This window comes from Mizugakiibacter sediminis (assembly GCF_000953855.2).
Taxonomy (GTDB): Bacteria; Pseudomonadota; Gammaproteobacteria; order Xanthomonadales; family Rhodanobacteraceae; genus Mizugakiibacter; species Mizugakiibacter sediminis.
The window spans coordinates 22,871-41,137 of the sequence record NZ_DF970218.1 but is presented as its reverse complement, the minus strand read 5'-3'; the positions used below and the strand labels follow the sequence as shown (position 1 = coordinate 41,137).

At 69.5% G+C, this 18,267-nt stretch carries 15 protein-coding genes and 1 tRNA gene; 1 reads left to right on the top strand and 15 read right to left on the bottom strand.

Features of this window, described 5'->3' with window-relative positions:
- Nucleotides 1-41 precede the first annotated feature (41 nt).
- The gene (locus MBSD_RS09990; protein ID WP_062537198.1) at nucleotides 42-494 is read right to left on the bottom strand and encodes an Hsp20/alpha crystallin family protein; all 453 of its coding nucleotides are present in this window, start codon (nucleotides 492-494) and stop codon (nucleotides 42-44) included.
- Between the two features lie 128 nt (nucleotides 495-622).
- On the opposite strand from MBSD_RS09990, the gene MBSD_RS09985 reads away from it, so the two are divergent.
- On the top strand, nucleotides 623-1,102 hold the full coding sequence (locus MBSD_RS09985; protein WP_062537197.1) for a peroxiredoxin: 480 nt from the start codon (nucleotides 623-625) through the stop codon (nucleotides 1,100-1,102).
- 69 nt (nucleotides 1,103-1,171) lie between these two features.
- Here the strand turns inward: MBSD_RS09985 and gyrA are convergent, their stop codons facing one another.
- From gyrA to nuoN, 14 genes are all read right to left on the bottom strand, one after another.
- The gene (gene gyrA / locus MBSD_RS09980) at nucleotides 1,172-3,766 is read right to left on the bottom strand and encodes a DNA gyrase subunit A (RefSeq protein ID WP_062537196.1); all 2,595 of its coding nucleotides are present in this window, start codon (nucleotides 3,764-3,766) and stop codon (nucleotides 1,172-1,174) included.
- A gap of 135 nt (nucleotides 3,767-3,901) precedes the next feature.
- Nucleotides 3,902-4,315: a GtrA family protein gene (locus MBSD_RS09975; RefSeq protein ID WP_062537195.1), complete on the bottom strand. Its 414-nt coding sequence runs from the start codon at nucleotides 4,313-4,315 to the stop codon at nucleotides 3,902-3,904.
- Between the two features lie 4 nt (nucleotides 4,316-4,319).
- Nucleotides 4,320-5,330: an S-methyl-5-thioribose-1-phosphate isomerase gene (gene mtnA / locus MBSD_RS09970; RefSeq protein ID WP_062537194.1), complete on the bottom strand. Its 1,011-nt coding sequence runs from the start codon at nucleotides 5,328-5,330 to the stop codon at nucleotides 4,320-4,322.
- 103 nt (nucleotides 5,331-5,433) lie between these two features.
- A complete protein-coding gene (locus tag MBSD_RS09965) occupies nucleotides 5,434-6,504 on the bottom strand; it encodes a class III poly(R)-hydroxyalkanoic acid synthase subunit PhaC (RefSeq protein ID WP_062537193.1) in 1,071 nt (356 codons plus the stop codon).
- A gap of 11 nt (nucleotides 6,505-6,515) precedes the next feature.
- A complete protein-coding gene (phaE, locus tag MBSD_RS09960; RefSeq protein WP_062537192.1) occupies nucleotides 6,516-7,454 on the bottom strand; it encodes a class III poly(R)-hydroxyalkanoic acid synthase subunit PhaE in 939 nt (312 codons plus the stop codon).
- A 115-nt stretch (nucleotides 7,455-7,569) separates the two neighbouring features.
- Nucleotides 7,570-9,669, bottom strand: coding sequence for a polyribonucleotide nucleotidyltransferase (gene pnp / locus MBSD_RS09955; protein ID WP_062537191.1), 2,100 nt, complete (start codon nucleotides 9,667-9,669; stop codon nucleotides 7,570-7,572).
- Nucleotides 9,670-9,689: 20 nt separating this feature from the next.
- On the bottom strand, nucleotides 9,690-9,959 hold the full coding sequence (gene rpsO / locus MBSD_RS09950; protein ID WP_062537190.1) for a 30S ribosomal protein S15: 270 nt from the start codon (nucleotides 9,957-9,959) through the stop codon (nucleotides 9,690-9,692).
- Nucleotides 9,960-10,103: 144 nt separating this feature from the next.
- Nucleotides 10,104-11,021, bottom strand: a complete 918-nt coding sequence (gene truB / locus MBSD_RS09945) for a tRNA pseudouridine(55) synthase TruB (protein ID WP_062537189.1) — start codon at nucleotides 11,019-11,021, stop codon at nucleotides 10,104-10,106.
- Between the two features lie 229 nt (nucleotides 11,022-11,250).
- Nucleotides 11,251-11,610, bottom strand: a complete 360-nt coding sequence (gene rbfA / locus MBSD_RS09940) for a 30S ribosome-binding factor RbfA (RefSeq protein ID WP_062537188.1) — start codon at nucleotides 11,608-11,610, stop codon at nucleotides 11,251-11,253.
- A 101-nt stretch (nucleotides 11,611-11,711) separates the two neighbouring features.
- Nucleotides 11,712-14,330 carry a translation initiation factor IF-2 gene (gene infB / locus MBSD_RS09935; RefSeq protein WP_062537187.1) on the bottom strand — a complete coding sequence of 873 codons (2,619 nt, stop codon included), beginning with the start codon at nucleotides 14,328-14,330 and terminating at the stop codon, nucleotides 11,712-11,714.
- A 140-nt stretch (nucleotides 14,331-14,470) separates the two neighbouring features.
- Nucleotides 14,471-15,976 carry a transcription termination factor NusA gene (gene nusA, locus MBSD_RS09930; protein WP_062537186.1) on the bottom strand — a complete coding sequence of 502 codons (1,506 nt, stop codon included), beginning with the start codon at nucleotides 15,974-15,976 and terminating at the stop codon, nucleotides 14,471-14,473.
- Between the two features lie 44 nt (nucleotides 15,977-16,020).
- Nucleotides 16,021-16,551 carry a ribosome maturation factor RimP gene (locus MBSD_RS09925; protein WP_062537185.1) on the bottom strand — a complete coding sequence of 177 codons (531 nt, stop codon included), beginning with the start codon at nucleotides 16,549-16,551 and terminating at the stop codon, nucleotides 16,021-16,023.
- Nucleotides 16,552-16,698: 147 nt separating this feature from the next.
- Nucleotides 16,699-16,775: transfer RNA gene (locus tag MBSD_RS09920), tRNA-Met, on the bottom strand.
- 48 nt (nucleotides 16,776-16,823) lie between these two features.
- Nucleotides 16,824-18,260, bottom strand: a complete 1,437-nt coding sequence (gene nuoN / locus MBSD_RS09915) for an NADH-quinone oxidoreductase subunit NuoN (RefSeq protein ID WP_062537184.1) — start codon at nucleotides 18,258-18,260, stop codon at nucleotides 16,824-16,826.
- Nucleotides 18,261-18,267: the final 7 nt, after the last annotated feature.

Below are 18,267 nucleotides of genomic sequence, written 5' to 3'. Positions count from 1 at the left end.
GGCCGGCGCCGCCGCAGGCCCGGACTGCCGCGCTGCGGCGCTCAGTCGCCCGGCGCGATGGTAATGCGGCGCGGCGTGGTTTCGGGCTTCTTCGGGATCGAGATTTCCAGCACGCCGTGCTTGCCGGACGCGGTGATGCCGTCGGCGTCGGCGCTGTCCGGCAGCGCGAAGCGGCGATAGAACACGCCGTGCGAGCGTTCGATGCGGGTGAACTTGCCGTTGCCTTCCTTCGTCTCGCTCTTGCGCTCGCCCTTGATGGACAGGATGCCCTTGTCCATGCTCACCTCGATGTCCTTGGGATCGACACCGGGAATGTCGGCGAAGATCACGAAGCGCTTGTCCTCCTCCTTGATGTCCACGCGCGGCGCCCATTGGCTGGTGACCACGTTGGACTGATCGCTTTCCTCGTCGTTGAAGAAGCGGTCGAAGATCTGCTTCATCTCCGCCTGCAAGGCCGATGCCGGCTGCCAGGGGGTGTAGCGGGTGATGCTCATGATGCGCTCCTCGAATCGGGTTCGGCCGTGGCCGTTGCCCCGAAAATGGGGTACGCGGCCGCCCTTTCAAGCCTGCGCCGGCCCGCGGAAGCCGCTAGGATGGCCGTCCGAATCCGCAGGAGGTTCCCATGAGCATCAAGGTCGGCGATCGCATCCCCCAGGCCACCCTCAACGTGCTGCGCGACGGCGTGCAGGCGGTGACCACGGACGAGATCTTCAAGGGCAAGAAGGTGGTGTTGTTCTCCGTGCCCGGCGCGTTCACGCCCACCTGCTCGGCCAAGCACCTGCCGGGCTACGTGCAACACTACGAGGCCTTTCGCGAGCGCGGCATCGAGGTCGCCTGCACGGCGGTCAACGACGCCTTCGTCATGGCCGCCTGGGCCAAGGCGCAGGACGTGCCTGCAGGCCTGCACATGCTGGCCGACGGCAACGGCGCTTTCGCCAAGGCGCTCGGCCTGGTGCTGGACGCCAGCGGCTTCGGCATGGGCCTGCGCTCGCAGCGCTTCGCGCTGTATGCCGAGGACGGCGTGGTGAAGCTGCTGCAGGTGGAGGCCCCGGGCGAGTTCAAGGTGTCGTCCGCCGAGGCGATGCTGGCGGCGCTGGGCTGAACGCGGCCGCGGCGCTGGCGGGAAGCCCCGGTCGCCCCGGGGCTTCGCCTTCCGCAAGCGGCGAGCCGCTCAGCCCGCCGGGCCCGCCTCGGCGCCCGCGGCCGGCTGCGAGGCGTCCCCCTCGCCCGCCTCGTCGTCCTCGAGCTGTTCGACGCGCACCGCGCCGACCAGGCTCTCCTCGGCCGGCAGACGGATCAGGGTCACGCCCTGGGTGTTGCGGCCGAGCTGCGAGACCTCGGCGACGCGCGTGCGCACCAGCGTGCCGAGGTTGGAGATCAGCATCAGCTCGTGCGCGCCGTCGACCTGCACGGCGGCGACCAACGCGCCGTTGCGTTCCGAGCACTGGATGGCGATCACGCCCTGCGTGCCGCGGCCCTTGCGCGGATACTCGGCCAGCGGCGTGCGCTTGCCGTAGCCGCGCGCGGTGGCGGTGAGGATGTCGCCGTCGCCCTCGGTGACGACCAGGCTGACCACGTGCTCGCCCTCGGCCAGCTTCATGCCGCGCACGCCGGTGGCGGTGCGGCCCATCGGGCGCACCTCGTCCTCGGCGAAGCGCACGGCTTTGCCGTTGGAGGCGAACAGCATCACGTCGCGATGTCCGTCGGTGAGCTGCACGTCGACCAGCGCGTCGCCGTCGTCGAGATTGATCGCGATCTTGCCGCGCTGCAGGCGATAGGCGTACTCGGTGAGCGGCGTCTTCTTCACCGTGCCGTTGCGGGTGGCGAACAGCACGTAGTGCTGGTCGTCGAACTCGCGCACCGGCAGCACCGCCTGCACCTTCTCGCCCTCCTCCAGCGGCAGCAGGTTGACGATCGGCTTGCCGCGCGCGCCGGGGCCGGCCTCGGGGATCTGGTACACGCGCAGCCAGAACACGCGGCCGGCGCTGGTGAAGGTCAGCAGCGTGTCGTGGGTGTTGACCACCCAGAGCTGTTCGACGAAATCCTCTTCCTTCATCGCCGTCGCCGAGCGGCCTTTGCCGCCGCGGCGCTGCGCGCGGTAGAGGTTCACCGGCTGGCGTTTGCAGTAGCCCGCGTGCGACAGCGTCACCACCATGTCCTCGGGCGCGATCAGGTCGAGCACGTCGAGGTCTTCCTGCGAGTGCTGGATCAGCGTGCGGCGCTCGTCGCCGTACTCCTGGCGGATCGCCACCAGCTCCTCGCGGATCACCGCCAGCAGGCGCTCCGGCTTCTCCAGGATCTCGATCAGGCCGCGGATGGTGTCCAGCAACTGGCGGTATTCGTCGGTCAGCTTCTCCTGCTCCAGCCCGGTCAGGCGGTGCAGGCGCATCTCGAGGATCTCCTTGGCCTGCGCCTCGGAGAGCTGGTAGCCCTCCGCCTTCAGCCCGACCGCCGGGTCGAGGTCCTCCGGACGCGAGGCGTCGGCGCCGGCGGCGGACAGCAGCGCGCGCACCAGCCCCGGTTCCCACACGCGCGCCAGCATGCGCTCGCGCGCCACCTGCGGCGACTCGGAGCTCTTGATCAGCTCGATCATCGCATCGATGTTGGCGAGCGCGACGGTGAGACCTTCCAGGATGTGGGCGCGGGCGCGCGCCTTGCGCAGGTCGAAGATCGTCCGCCGCGTCACCACCTCGCGGCGATGGCGGACGAACGCCTCGATGAACTCCTTCAGCGTGAGCAGCTTCGGCTGGCCGTCGACCAGCGCCACCATGTTGATGCCGAACACGCTCTGCAGCTGCGTCTGCTGGTAGAGATTGTTCAGCACGACGTCGGCCATGGCGTCGCGGCGGATCTCGATCACCACGCGCATGCCGTCCTTGTCGGACTCGTCGCGCAGTTCGGCGATGCCTTCGATCTTCTTTTCCTTGACCAGCTCGGCGATCTTCTCGATCAGCCGCGCCTTGTTCACCTGGTACGGCAGCTCGGTGACGATGATCGCCTCGCGGCCGTTCTCGTCGGTCTCGATCTCGGCCTTGGCGCGCACCAGGATGCGGCCGCGGCCGGTGCGGTAGGCCTCGACGATGCCGGCGGCGCCGTTGATGATGCCGGCGGTGGGGAAATCCGGGCCGGGGATGTACTGCATCAGCGCGTCGACGCCGAGCGTCGGATCGTCGATCAAGGCGACGGTGGCGTCGATCACTTCGCGCAGGTTGTGCGGCGGGATGTTGGTCGCCATGCCCACCGCGATGCCGGCCGAGCCGTTGATCAGCAGGTTGGGCACGCGCGTCGGCAGGACCAGCGGTTCCTGCTCGCTCTCGTCGTAGTTGGGGCCAAAGTCGACGGTTTCCTTGTCGATGTCGGCGAGCAGCTCGTGGGTGAGCTTCGCCATGCGCACTTCGGTGTAGCGCATCGCCGCGGCGTTGTCGCCGTCGATCGAGCCGAAGTTGCCCTGGCCGTCGACCAGCATGTAACGCAGCGAGAACGGCTGCGCCATGCGCACGATCGCGTCGTATACCGAAGCGTCGCCGTGCGGGTGGTACTTACCGATCACGTCGCCGACCACGCGGGCCGATTTCTTGTAGGGCTTGTTCCAGGCGTTGCCGAGTTCGTTCATCGCGTACAGCACACGGCGATGCACCGGCTTCAGACCGTCGCGCACGTCCGGCAGGGCGCGCCCCACGATCACGCTCATGGCGTAATCGAGGTAGTTCTGCCGCATTTCGTCTTCGATGTTGACGCGAATGACTTCTTTGGCGAGTTCAGCCATCGAGCATCTTCCCTGGAGCGGAGGACGTGATGCCGGTCGCGCCCCGAGGGGCGTCCTGGCGGGTGCGGAACAACCTTCGAATCATACCACAGGCCGCCCATGGAATGGGCGAAAAATCCCTTTCGGGATGAGGATTTACGGGCGCGATTTCAGGCCGTTCGCAGGGCCGCCGTAAACCCAGTGGTGGGCGCTCAGGAAGTTGGCGATCGCGCCCAGCGTAGAGCCCGCCGCCACCCCCAGCACGGGCCAGGCGCGCACGGTGGGGAAATGGAAGACCAGGGCCGCGTAGGTGACGTAGTTGAGGGCGAAGCCGGCGCTCATCGCCAGCATCCAGCGCGTCCATTCGCCGACCAGGGCGAAGCTGCCGCGGCCGACGAAGGTCACGCTGCGGTTGTACAGCCAGGTGGCGTTGGCCGCGCAGAGGAACGACAGCAGCCGCGCCAGATAGGGGTTGGCGTCGAACACGCTGACCAGCAGCTGCACCCCGCCAGCGTCGACCACGAAGCCGATGCAGCCGGCGAGGAAGAAGTGCAGGATCTGCCGGCGCATGCGCTCAGCCGAACGCCGCGCGCATCGATGCCGCGTCGGGGCGCTCGATCACGCCGCGCTCGGTCACCAGCGCATCGATCAACGCGGCGGGCGTCACGTCGAACACCGGATTCCAGGCTTGCGCGCCTTCCGCCACCATGCGGCGGCCGGCGACCTCGAGCAGTTCGGCCGGATCGCGCAGCTCGATCTCGATGGCGTCGCCGCCGGGCGTCGCCATGTCCACGGTGGAGGACGGCGCCACCACCATGAACCCCACGCCGTGATGGCGCGCGGCGATGGCGAGCTGGTAGGTGCCGATCTTGTTGGCGGTGTCGCCGTTGGCGGCGATGCGGTCGGCGCCGACGATCACCCACTGCACGGCGCCGCTCTTCATCAGGTGCGCCGCCGCCGAATCGGCGATCAGCCGTGCCGGGATGCCGTCGCGCACCAGCTCCCACATGGTCAGGCGCGCGCCCTGCAGCCAGGGCCGCGTCTCGCCCGCGTACACGCGCGCGATGCGGCCTTCGGCCACGCCGGCGCGGATCACGCCCAGCGCCGTGCCGAAGCCGGCGGTGGCCAGCGAGCCGGTGTTGCAGTGGGTCAGCACGCCGCTGCCGGGCGCGATCAGCGCCGCGCCCAGCGCGCCCATGCGCCGGTTGGCGGCGAGGTCCTCGTCCTGGATCGCCTGCGCTTCCGCGACCAGCGCGGCGGCGTCCGCGCCCGCGGCGATGCGCGCCTTCATGCGGTCCAGCGCCCACATCAGGTTGACCGCGGTGGGACGCGCCGCGCGCAGCGTCGCCAGCACCACGTCGAGATCGGCGCCGCGCCGCATCGCCAGCACCACGCCCCAGGCCGCGGCGATGCCGATCGCCGGCGCGCCGCGCACGGCGAGGTCGCGGATCGCCTGCGCCACCGCCGCCGCATCGGCGCAGTCGATCCACGCTTCCTCGAACGGCAGCCGACGCTGGTCGAGCAGGCGCAGGTGATCGTCGCGCCATTGCACGGCGCGGATGCGGTCGTAACGTGCGTAGTCCATGCCAGGAATCGTCGGTGGAAGCGATGTCATGCCGTCATGCCGGCCTGCGCGCACCGCGCCGCGATGCTGGCACGAACGTGCTTGCCGCAGCCTTTCGGCCGGTTCATGCCGAGCGTTCGCGCAGCCATCCGTGGATCGCCGGCGGCACCTCGCGCTGCGCGCGCGAGGACACGTAGATGCCGATGTGCCCGCCCTTGAAGCTCAATTCGGTGTAGTCGCGCGTGCCGACGTGCTCGCGCAGCGGCCGCGAGGCCGACGGCGGCACCAGGTGGTCCTGCTCGGCGTAGATGTTCAGCACCGGCATGGTCACGTGCTTCAGGCTCACCTCGCGGCCGCCGATGTGCAAACCGCCGCGCACCAGCCGGTTCTCCTGATAGAACGCCTTGACGAACTGGCGGAACGCCTCGCCGGCTTGGTCCGGCGAGTCGAAGATCCACTTCTCCATGCGCAGGAAGTTCTCGACCTCGGCAGGATCGTCGAGGATGTCGACCAGGCCGACGTACTTCTGCTGGTTCAGGCGCAGCGGCTTCAGCGTCAGATAGCACCAGTTCATCAGGTCGGCGGGCACGTTGCCCAGCGTGTCGACGAACAGGTCGACGTCCATCGCGCGCGTCCAGTGCGCCAGCATGTTGTCCGGCGTGTGGAAATCGACCGGCGTGACCATGGTGATCAGGTTGCGGATCTTCTGCGGGTTGAGCGCGCTGTAGCACAGCGAGAATGCGCCGCCCTGGCAGATGCCGAGCAGGTTGATCGCCTCCACGCCGTGGCGCTCGCGCAGCACGTCGACGCAGCGGCCGAGGTAGCCTTCGATGTAGTCCTCCAGCGTCAGCCAGCGGTCGGCGCCGTCGGGGTAGCCCCAGTCGATCAGGTAGACGTCCTCGCCCTGCGCCAGCAGGTTGCGCACCAGCGAGCGGTCGGCCTGCAGGTCGACCATGTACGGCGTGTTGACCAGCGCGTAGCAGATCAGCAGCGGCGTCTTCGCCGTCGGCGCGCGCTCGCCGCGGAAGCGGTACAGCACCAGCTTGTCCTCGCGGTATACCGGCTCCTTGGGCGTGGCGCCGAAGCGGACTTCCTGCAGCTCGCGCAGGGTCTTCAGACCGGCCGCCAGCTTGCGCTGGAACGTGGCGATTTCCTCGAGGGCCTTGTGCGGATCGATGCGCAGCGGCGCGTACATGCGGGGCTCCTTCACGACTTGCGCGGCTTCGGCTTGCGCGCGGACGGCGCCCTCGCCGCGGACGTCTTGCGCGTGCCCGGCGCCTTGCCGATCCGCGCGCGCAGTTCGGCCACCTCGGCGCGCAGCGCCGCCACTTCCTCGGCGATCGCGCCGTCGGAACGCCGCCGCCATTCGCGGCGCATTTCCTGCAGCCGCCGGCCGATCGCGTTCACCTCGCTGCGGGTGGGCATGCCGAGCTGGCGCGCGACCTCCTCGGTTTCGCGCTGCAGCAGCGCGCGCGCGCGCATCTGCGCGTCGACCAGCGCGCCGTAGACCTCGCCGAACTCGGGCGACAGCGCGATCTCGGCGTAGGCCTCCTCGGCGGCGTCGACCCACAGGTCGTAGAGGGCGCGCAGCGAATCGACCTGGCGGCCGGGCTCCGTGCGTTCGACCAGCTTCGCCTCCAGCCGCTCGGCGCCGAGGCGGTTGGCGCGGGCGATCAGCGCCTGGTAGCGGCCGAGCTGCGTCTGGCAGTCCAGCCAGGCCTGCGCCAGCTTCTGCCGGCGTTCCTGGTGCTCGCGCGCGAAACCGAAGGCGGGCGTGCGCAGCCAGGACGAGAGTTCGTTCCGCCACGGCGCCGCCGCCTCCTGCAGGCGCTGCAGCATCGCCTCGAAGCCCTGCGCGCCGGCGCCGTCGAGCCCGGCGAACGCCTGCTGCAGCGACGCCGCTCCGCCGAGCGCATTCGCCAGTCCATCACGCCATGCGCCTGCATCCGGCCCCGCCGTGGCGGCGGCCACGGTTTCCAGCCAGGCGAAATAGCCCTTCAGGCCGGCGAGGATCTGCTCGACCGTCGCGCTGCCGCCGTTGCCGTCGGCGCCGGCCGCCGAACGCAGGTACTCGCTCCAGGCATCCCAGGACTGCCGCGCCAGGGCTTCGTAGTCCTTGAAGAAACCGCCGTCGGGTCCGGTCATGTCCACCTCCACGCACCGCGGCGATGCTAGCGCGCGTCATGTTGCACCACAACAAACGACGACGCCCGGCAGCTTGCGCCGCCGGGCGTCAGGCGAACACGGCCATGGCCGGGGCTCAGGCCTTGGCGTCTTCCAGCACGGCCTTCATCGACAGGCGGATGCGGCCCTGCTTGTCGACCTCCAGCACCTTGACCTTGACGATGTCGCCTTCCTTGAGCTTGTCGGACACCTTCTCGACGCGCTCGTTGGAGATCTGCGACACGTGCACCAGGCCGTCCTTGCCGGGCAGGATGGTGACGAAGGCGCCGAAGTCCATCAGCTTGGCGACCTTGCCCTCGTAGATGCGGCCCGGCTCGACGTCGGAGACGATCTGCTCGATGCGGCTCTTCGCCGCCTCGGCGGCGTCGCGGTTGACCGAGGCGATCACCACCGTGCCGTCGTCGTTGATGTCGATGGTGGTGCCGGTCTCCTCGGTGATCGCGCGGATCACCGAACCGCCCTTGCCGATCACCTCGCGGATCTTGTCGGGGTGGATGCGCATGGTCAGCAGGCGCGGCGCGAACTCGCTCATCTCCGGGCGCGGCGCGCTGATCACCTTGCCCATCTCGCCGAGGATGTGCAGACGGCCGCGCTTGGCCTGCTCCAGCGCCGTGCGCATGATTTCCTCGGTGATGCCGTCGATCTTGATGTCCATCTGCAGCGCGGACACGCCGTCGGCGGTGCCGGCGACCTTGAAGTCCATGTCGCCGAGATGGTCCTCGTCGCCGAGGATGTCGGAGAGCACGACGAAGTCGTCGCCTTCCTTGACCAGGCCCATGGCGATGCCGGCCACCGGCGCCTTCAGCGGCACGCCGGCATCCATCATCGCCAGCGAGGAGCCGCACACCGAGGCCATCGACGAGGAGCCGTTCGACTCGGTGATCTCGGAGACCACGCGCAGCACGTACGGGAACTGCTCCATCGTCGGCTTGACCGCCTGCACGCCGCGCTTGGCGAGGCGGCCGTGGCCGATCTCGCGGCGCTTCGGGCCGGCCATGCGGCCGGTCTCGCCCACCGAGAACGGCGGGAAGTTGTAGTGGAACAGGAAGGTGTCCTTGGACTCGCCCTCGGGCGCGTCGATGATCTGCGCGTCCTTGGTGGTGCCCAGGGTGACGGTGACCAGCGCCTGCGTCTCGCCGCGGGTGAACAGCGCCGAGCCGTGGGTGCGCGGCAGCACGCCGACGCGCACGGTGATCGGGCGGATCTCGTCGAGCTTGCGGCCGTCGATGCGCACCTTGGTCTTCAGCACGCCGTCGCGCATGGTGCGGTATTCGATCTCGCCGAACGCGGCGGCGATCTCGAGGTCGCTCCAACCCTTCTCGGCGGCTTCCGCGGCGATCGCGGTCTTCACTTCGCTCTTCAGCGCGGCGATGGCGTCGCGGCGCTCGAGCTTGTCGCGGATCTGGAAGGCCTCGGCCAGGCGGTTGCCCAGCACGCCGCGGATGGCGGCGAACAGCGCGTCGTTGCGCGGCGGCGCCTCCCACTTGAACGGCTTGCGGCCGGCCTCGGCCACGAAGTCGTTGATCGCCGCGATCGCCTTCTGCATCTCGCGGTGGCCGAACATCACCGCGCCCAGCATCGTCTCCTCGCCGAGCAGCTTGGCCTCGGATTCCACCATCAGCACCGCGTTGGCGGTGCCGGCCACGACCAGATCGAGATCGGAGGTCTTCAGTTCGGTCGCGGTCGGGTTCAGCAGGTACTGGCCGTCGGCGTAGCCGACGCGGGCGGCGCCGATCGGGCCCTTGAAGGGAATGCCGGACAACATCAGCGCGGCCGAGGCGCCGATCATCGCCGGGATGTCACCGTCGACCTCGGGGTTCATCGAGAGCACGGTGGCGATCACCTGCACCTCGTTCTTGAACTCCTCGGGGAACAGCGGGCGGATCGGCCGATCGATCAGGCGCGAAGTCAGGGTCTCCTTCTCGGTGGGACGGCCCTCGCGCTTGAAGAAACCGCCGGGGATGCGGCCGGCGGAATAGAACTTTTCCTGGTAGTCGACGGTGAGCGGGAAGAAGTCCTGTCCCTCGCGCGCCTTCGGCGCCGCGACCGCGGTGACCAGCACCACGGTGCCGTCCATTTCCACCTTGACCGCGCCGGACGCCTGGCGGGCGATTTCGCCCGTCTCCAGCGTGACCTGGCGGTGACCGTACTGGAACGACTTGGTTACTTTCGCCACGTTGTGTTCTCCCCGACCCGTCAGCGGCGCAGGCCGAGGCGATCGATCAGCGACTGGTAGCGCTCGCCGTCGTTCTTCTTCAGGTAATCCAGCAGGCGGCGGCGCTGGTTGACCAGCTTGAGCAGGCCGCGGCGGGAGTGGTGGTCCTGCGCATGCACCTTGAAGTGCTGGGTCAGATGGTCGATGCGCGCGGAAAGCAGCGCGACCTGCACCTCCGGCGAGCCGGTGTCGTTCGGCGCGCGGCGGTAGTCCGCGATGATCTTGCTGGTCTGTTCGACGGAAAGCGACATGTGTTCGGGTCCTCGAAAGCGTATGCGAGACTTGCGAAACGGCACCGGCGCCGATGGCGCTTCGCAAGCCCCGCCGGGTTTGGTTCTGGTTCGTGCGGTAAGCGCGCTATTTTAGCGGCCAAGACGGCGCCGCAACAAGGGTTTTCAGGCGGCGGGCGGCAGGCTCAGGCCGCGCAGCACGCGCAGCACGCCGTCCACGCCGACTTCGCCCAGCGCCAGCAGCCGCCCATCCGGCGCATAAGCCCGGCAGCGCCCCGGGGCCGCGGCGACCGGCACGGCGCGGCCGTGGGCGAGCGCGGCGGCGCCGCGGGCATCCAGCCGCACCGCCGGCAGCGCCGCCAGGCCGGCGTCGAGCGGCAACAGCAGGGGGTCCAGCGCCGCCGCCCCGCCCTGCGCGTGGCGCTCGCGCAGCGCGTCCAGGCCGAACATGGCCGGATCGCGGAACGGCTCCACCCACAGCCGACGCAGCGCGGTCAGATGGGCGCCGCAGCCGAGCCGCTCGCCGAGATCGCGCACCAGGCTGCGTACGTAGGTGCCCGCGCCGCATTCGACGTACAGCCGCAGTTTCGGCCCCTCCTGGCCAAGGCACTCGAAGCGGTGCACCTCGACCTCGCGCGGCGGCACGTCCACGGCCTCGCCGCGCCGGGCGCGGCGGTACAGCGGTTCGCCGCCCTGCTTGATGGCCGAGTGCGCCGGCGGGATCTGGACGATGCGTCCGGTGAGGCCGGCCAGCGCCTGCCGCAACACGTCCGGGTCCAGCGGCGGCACCGGGCGGCGCTGCAGCACCGCGCCCTCGCTGTCCGCCGTCGTCGTGGTCGCGCCCAGCAGGCATTCCGCCGCGTAGGCTTTGCGCGCGCCGAGCAGCAGGCCGGCGATCTTGGTCGCCTCGCCGAAGCACAGCGGCAGCAGGCCGGTCGCCAGCGGATCGAGGCTGCCCGTGTGTCCCGCCTTCTCCGCGCCGTACAGCCGCCGCACCGCCTGCAGCGCCTGGTTCGAGCTCATCCCCGCCGGCTTGTCGAGCAGCAGGATGCCGTGCACGGGGCGGAGGGGATGAGGGGGCATGGGGAGACTGGACTCGGGACTCGGGACTCGGGACTCGGGAAGAGCGTATGGGTTTCGCCGTCATTCCGGCGCAAGCCGGAATCCAGCGCTTCGCCGCACCGGTCTCGCGCCAGCATCTTCGCGTGCCTCGCACGCGACGCTTCGAGCTCCGGCTTGCGCCGAAACAACGGCGAAGGGGCTCCAGGCGGCGCTCGGCGCCAGCCCCGCGGAGCGACCGAAAGCCGCGCGGCTACAGCCGCCCCTTGTCCTTTTCCTGGCGCAGCAACGATTCGATGCGCTCGCCGCGGTCGACGGAGTCGTCGTATTTGAAGCGCAGCTCCGGCACGCGGCGGATGCGCATCTCGCGCGACAGTTCGCGGCGGAACTCCTTGGCGAGGTCGTTCAGCGCCTTCACCGCGTCGCGGGACTGCTCCGGCAGCAGCGCGGTGACCCAGACCGTGGCGACGTCGAGATCGCGCGTCACTTCCACGTCGGACACGCTGACCGAGGGCAGCGCATGGTCGCGCACCGCGGCATGCACCATGCTGCCGAGCAGGCGCCGCAGCTCGGCGGCGATGCGGTCGGTGCGTTTGAAGTCGGCGGAAGGCATGCGGGTTCCGTTTCTTGCGGGACGCGGGACTTAGAGTCGGAAAAAACGCAAGCCGGACGCTTGCCGCCTCGTGCTTTCCGAGTCCCGGGTCCCGCCAACCATCACAGCGTTCTGGCCACCTCGATGCGCTCGAAGCACTCGATCTGGTCGCCGGGCTTGACGTCGTTGTACTGCTTGACGGCGATGCCGCACTCCATGCCGTTGCGCACTTCCTCGACGGCGTCCTTGAAGCGGCGCAGCGACTCCAGTTCGCCCTGGAAGATCACCGTGTTGTCGCGCAGCACGCGGATCGGCTTGTGGCGCTTGACCACGCCCTCCACCACCATGCAGCCGGCGACGGCGCCGAACTTGGAGCTGCGGAACACCTCGCGCACCTGGGCGACGCCGATGATCTCCTCGCGCACCTCGGTGCCGAGCAGGCCGCTCGCCGCCTGCTTCACCTGGTCGATCACGTCGTAGATGATCGAGAAGTAGCGCACGTCCAGGCCGTTGGCGTCGATCACCTTGCGCGCAGAAGCGTCGGCGCGCACGTTGAAGCCGATGATCAGCGCCTTCGAGGCGGCGGCCAGCGTGGCGTCCGACTCGGTGATGCCGCCGACGCCGGACGCGACCACGTTGACCTTCACCAGGTCGTTGGACAGCTTGACCAGCGCGTCGCGCAGCGCCTCGACCGAACCCTGCACGTCGGCCTTGACCACCAGGTTGAGCGTCTGCTGCTCGCCGCCCTGGCCCATCTGCGCCATGATGTCCTCGAGGCGGTTGGTCTTGCTGACCAGGCGCGTCTCGCGGCGCTTCTGCTGCCGTTCCTGGGCGACGTCCTTGGCCAGGCGCTCGTCGGCGACGACGACGAATTCGTCGCCCGCGTCCGGCACGCCGGACAGGCCGAGCACCTGCACGGGAATGGACGGGCCGGCTTCCTGCACCTGGCTGCCGGTCTCGTCGAACATGGCGCGCACGCGGCCGTACTCGACGCCGCAGACGATGAAGTCGCCGCGCTTGAGCGTGCCCTGCTGCACCAGCACGGTCGCCACCGGACCGCGCCCCTTGTCCAGGCTGGATTCGATCACCACGCCGGCGGCGCGGCCGCTCTTCACGGCCTTCAGCTCCATCACCTCGGCCTGCACCGAGATCGCGTCGAGCAGCGCGTCGACGCCGTCGCCGGTCTTCGCCGATACCGGCACGAACTGCACGTCGCCGCCCCACTCCTCGGGCACGACCTCGTGCTGCACCAGACCCTGCTTGACGTTGTCCGGATTGGCTTCCGGCTTGTCCATCTTGTTGACGGCGACGATGATCGGCACGTTGGCGGCGCGCGCGTGCTGCACCGCTTCCACGGTCTGCGGCATCACGCCGTCGTCGGCCGCCACCACCAGCACGACGATATCGGTCGACTGCGCGCCGCGCGCGCGCATCGAGGTGAACGCGGCGTGGCCCGGCGTGTCGAGGAAGGTGATCACGCCCTTCGGCGTGGTCACGTGGTAGGCGCCGATGTGCTGGGTGATGCCGCCCGCCTCGCCCGCCGCCACCTTGGTGCGGCGGATGTAGTCGAGCAGCGAGGTCTTGCCGTGGTCGACGTGGCCCATGATCGTGACCACCGGCGGCCGCGGTTCCTGCTCGCCCTCGGCGGCGGCGGCGGTGCGCGCCAGCAGCGCCGTCTCGGCGCCCTTGTCCTCGGCGCGCACGGCCCTGTGGCCGAGCTCCTCGACCACCAGCGCCGCGGTGTCGTGGTCGATCACCTGGTTGATGGTCGCCATCACGCCCATCTTGAACAGCGCCTTGACCACCTCGGCGCCCTTCACCGCCATCTTCTGCGCCAGGTCGGAGACGCTGATGCTGTCGCCGATCGCCACCTCGCGCACGACCGGCGCGGTGGGCTTGGAGAAGCCGTGACGCTCGGCGATGCGCGAGATCTCGGCGACCTTGGGCTTGGCCTTCTTGCGGCTGGAACGGCGCGCGCGCTCCTCCGCGGTCAGGTGCAGCTCGCCGCCGACGTAGCGGCCGGCGAAATCCTCGCCGCCCTCGTCGCGCATGCGGTGCGAGCCGCGCGCGTGGCGCGCCGGATGCGGCGCCGGTTCTTCGCGCCGCGCGCGCTCCTCCTTCGCCTTGTGCGCGGGCCGTTCGTGGGCGGCCGGCGCCGCCGCCACGGCCTCCGGCTCGCGCGCGCCGCGCCGCTCCTCGGCGGCGAGGCGCGCGGCCTCGGCCTCGGCGCGCGCGCGCTCTTCCTCGGCGCGGCGGCGCTCCTCTTCGGCGGCGCGCAGCTTCGCCTCCTCTTCGAGGCGGCGGCGCTCCTGCTCCTGACGCTCGAGTTCTTCGGCCTCGCGCTTGAGCTGCGATTCCTGCAGCTTGCGCAGCGCTTCCTCGCGGCTCTGGTCGGCCGCGGCCTCCTCGGCGATCACGCTGCGCTTGACGTAGGTGCGCTTGGCGCGCACTTCGACGTTGACCGTCTTGGCGGCCGCACCGCGCGCTCCGGTGGCGACGGTGATCTCGCTGACCTTGCGGCGCTTCAACGTGATCTGTCGCGGCGCGGCTTCCTCGGGCTCGGCGGCGGCGCCCTTGCCGTGCGTGCGGCGCAGGAAGCCCAGCAGCTTCACCTTCTCGGTGCTGCTGATCACCTGATCGGGGCTGGAAAACTTCATCCCCGCCTCGGCCAACTGCGCGAGCAGCTTGTCCGGCGTCATGCCGAGGACACTGGCCAATTGTTTGATCGTCACGTCCGACATCGTTCTCGTACTCCGCCGTTCCTGCGCTCCGCCTTCGCCCGCCGCGCGTCACGCTGCGATCCGGGCTCACCTGCCGTCCGTGGCGGGAAGCCTCCCGGCTTCCCCGCGCGGCCGCGACGGCCGCGCCTCACCGTACCTTATCAGCCGCCCTGCTCCAGCCGCTCGATCAGCGGCGCCCGCGCCGCCATGATCAACTGGCCGGCGCGCTCCTCGTCCATGCCCTCGATGTCGATCAGGTCGTCGACCGCGAGGTCGGCGAGATCGTCCACCGTGGTCACGCCGCGTTCGGCCAGCGCGTAGGCGGTGGCCTCGTCCATGCCCTCCAGGGCGAGCAGCTCCTCGCTGGGCTTGTGCTCGTCGAGTTCCTCCTCGACCGCCAGCGCCTCGGTCAGCAGCGCGTCGCGGGCGCGGGCGCGCAGTTCCTCGACGATGTCCTCGTCGAAGCCTTCGACCGCCAGCAGCTCCGCGCTCGGCACGTAGGCGATTTCCTCGACCGTGGAGAAACCCTCCTGCACGAGGATGTTGGCGATTTCCTGGTCGACCTCGAGTTTGTCCATGAACAGCTGGCGCGCGGCCTCCTGCTCGGCCTCGCTCTTCGCCTGCACCTGGTCCTGGGTCATCACGTTGAGCTGCCAGCCGGTCAGCTTGCTGGCCAGGCGCACGTTCTGGCCGCCGCGGCCGATCGCCTGCGACAGCTTGTCTTCGGCCACCGCGATGTCCATGGAGTGCTTTTCCTCGTCCATGATGATGGACTGCACTTCCGCCGGCGCCATCGCGTTGATCACGAACTGCGCCGGGTTGTCGTTCCACAGCACGATGTCGATGCGCTCGCCGTTCAGTTCGTTCGACACCGCCTGCACGCGCGAACCGCGCATGCCGATGCAGGCGCCGATCGGGTCGGTGCGGCTGTCGTGCGCCAGCACGGCGATCTTGGCGCGGTCGCCCGGATCGCGCGCGCAGGCCTTGATCTCGACCAGGCCCTGGCCGACTTCCGGTACCTCGAGCTTGAACAGCTCGATCATGAACTCCGGCGCCGTGCGCGAGACGAACAATTGCGGACCGCGCACTTCCGAACGCACGTCGTACAGGTAGCCGCGCAGGCGGTCGCCGACGCGCACGGCCTCGCGCGGGATGGCGCGGTCGCGCGGCACGAACGCCTCGGCGTTGCTGCCGAGGTCGAGATAGATGTTGCCGCGCTCGACGCGCTTGACGATGCCGGTGACCAGCTCGCCGACGCGGTCCTTGAACGCGTCGACCACCAGCGCGCGCTCGGCCTCGCGCACGCGCTGCACGATCACCTGCTTGGCGGCCTGGGCGGCGATGCGGCCGAATTCGGCGTTCTCGATCTGCTGCTCGATGTATTCGCCGACCTGCGCGTCCGCGCGCTCGTCGACCGCGTCCATCAGGCGGATCTGGCGGTCCGGCGACTCCATCTCGACGTCGTCGGCGACCACCTCCCAGCGGCGGAAGGTCTCGTATTCGCCGGTATCGCGGTCGATGGAGACGCGGATCGACACGTCCTGATCGGGGTAGCGCTTCTTCGCCGCGGAAGCGAGCGCCGCCTCCATCGCCTCGAAGATCACTCCGCGCGGCACGCCCTTCTCGTTCGCCACCGCGTCCACGACCAGCAGAAGTTCTTTGCTCATGGCCTGATGCTCCTCCGGGCGCGCTCCCGCCCCGGATCGTCGATTCACTGCTTGATTCTGCCCTTGCCGGGCTTCGCCTTGCCCTTGCCGGGCTTCGGCGCCGGGCCGATGCCCAGCGCCTCCCAGTCCGGCACCAGGCGCGCGCCTTCGATGTTGGCGTGCTCGAGGACGGTGCGCGCGCCGTCGTGCTCGACGGTCACGCGATCGCCCTCGACCGCGACGATCCTGCCGCGCAGGCGACGGCGCCCGCCGGTCAGCGGCAGCTTCAGCGTGATGCGCGCCTCGGCGCCGACGTGACGCGCGAACTGCGCGGCGCTGAACAGCGGCCGGTCCACGCCGGGCGAGGACACCTCGAGCACGTAGCGGCCCGGAATCGGGTCCTCGACGTCCAGCAGCGCGGAAATCTCGCGGCTGGCCGCCTCGCAGTCGTCCAGCGTCACCGCATGGTCGGAGGCGTCGATGTAGACGCGCAGCAGGCTCTCCCCGCGGCCGGGGTTCCATTCCACGCCCAGGCATTCCAGGCCGAGATCGGCCAGCGCCGGGGCGAGTCGGGCGGTGAGCGCGTGCGTGTCCAAGTCGATACGGTACCTGCAAACAAAAAATGGGCGCAGCCGGCCCATTCCATCGTCGCCGTTGTGTCGCGTCCCGACGCCGGCGCCAGCCCGCTTCCCTGCGGCCAACAAAAAAGCCTCACGAGGAGGCTTTCTTGTCAGAAAGGAATCTGGTAGCGGGGGCAGGATTCGAACCTGCGACCTTCGGGTTATGAGCCCGACGAGCTGCCAGACTGCTCCACCCCGCAACAGAGTCCGTGAAATATACCGGCCTAGCCGGCTTTGTGCAAGCCTCGTCAGCCGGCGAATGCGCGCTGGCACCACGCCAGCAGCGGCCCCCACCACAGCCCCAGCACCAGCAGGGCCAGGGCATTGGCCGACAGCACCACGCGCAGCGACGGGTCGACCTGCGCGCGCAGCGGCTCGCCTTCCGGCTTGTCGAAGTACATCACCTTGACGACTTGCAGGTAGTAGTACAGGCCGACGATGGCGGCGAGGATCGCCACGATGGCGAGCCACAGCATGCCGGCGTCGATGGCCGCCTTCAGCACCAGCACCTTGGCGAAGAAGCCGAACAGCGGCGGCACGCCGGCCAGCGAGAACATCGCCAGCGCCATCAGGCCGGCGAACCACGGCGAGCGCTGGTTCAAGCCCTTGAGATCGGCGATCTCCTCCGCCTCGAAGCCGGTGCGCGCCAGCGCCAGGATGATGCCGAAGGAGGCGGTGGCCATCAGCGCGTAGCAGATCGCGTAGAACATCGCCGCCGAGTAACCCGCCGGCGTGCCGTTGGCCAGGCCGAGGAACAGGTAGCCCATGTGCGAGATGGTCGAGTAGGCCAGCATGCGCTTCAGGTTCTTCTGCGCGATGGCGACGATGTTGCCGATCGCCAGCGACAGCACCGCCAGCACGGCCAGCATTTCCTGCCAGTGCACGAGCAGCCCGCCCATGCCCGAATCGAGCAGACGGTAGGCCATGCCGAACGCGGCCAGCTTGGGCGCCGAGCCGATGAATGTGGTCACCGCGGTGGGTGCGCCCTGGTAGACGTCCGGCAGCCACATGTGGAACGGCGCGGCGCCGAACTTGAAGCCGATGCCGACGATCAGGAACACCAGGCCGAACAGCAGCAGGGTCGGATGCGCGCTGGTGGCGGAAGCGGCGCGGATCGAGCCGAGGTCGAGCGTACCGGTGGCGCCGTAGATCATCGACATGCCGTACAGCAACATGCCCGAGGCCAGCGCGCCCAGCACGAAGTACTTGATCGCCGCCTCCGAGGACAGCCGCGAGTCGCGGTTCAGCGCGACCAATGCGTAGGAAGACAACGTCAGCAGCTCGAGGCCGAGGTAGATCATCACCAGGCTGCCGGCCGAGACCAGCAGCATGATGCCGAGCGTGGCGAACAGGATCAGCGTGTAGAACTCGCCGAGGTGCAGCTCGCGGTCGCGCAGGTACGGGCGCGACAGCACCAGCACGATGCCGCTGGCCAGCAGCGCGAACACCTTCAGCACCTCGGCGACGCCGTCGCGCACGAACATGCCGCCGAACGCCGTCGTCGGCGCCGTCGGCTGCCCGCTGACCACCAGCCAGCCGGTCACCGCCAGCACCAGGACCGCCAGCCAGTGCGTGACCCAGCGCTGGTCCGCCTGCAGGAACACGTCGATCAGCAGCAGCATGCACACCGCGCCGGTCAGGTACAGCTCCGGCAACAGGGTCAGGATGTCGTTCAGGGTCGGCATGCGCGTT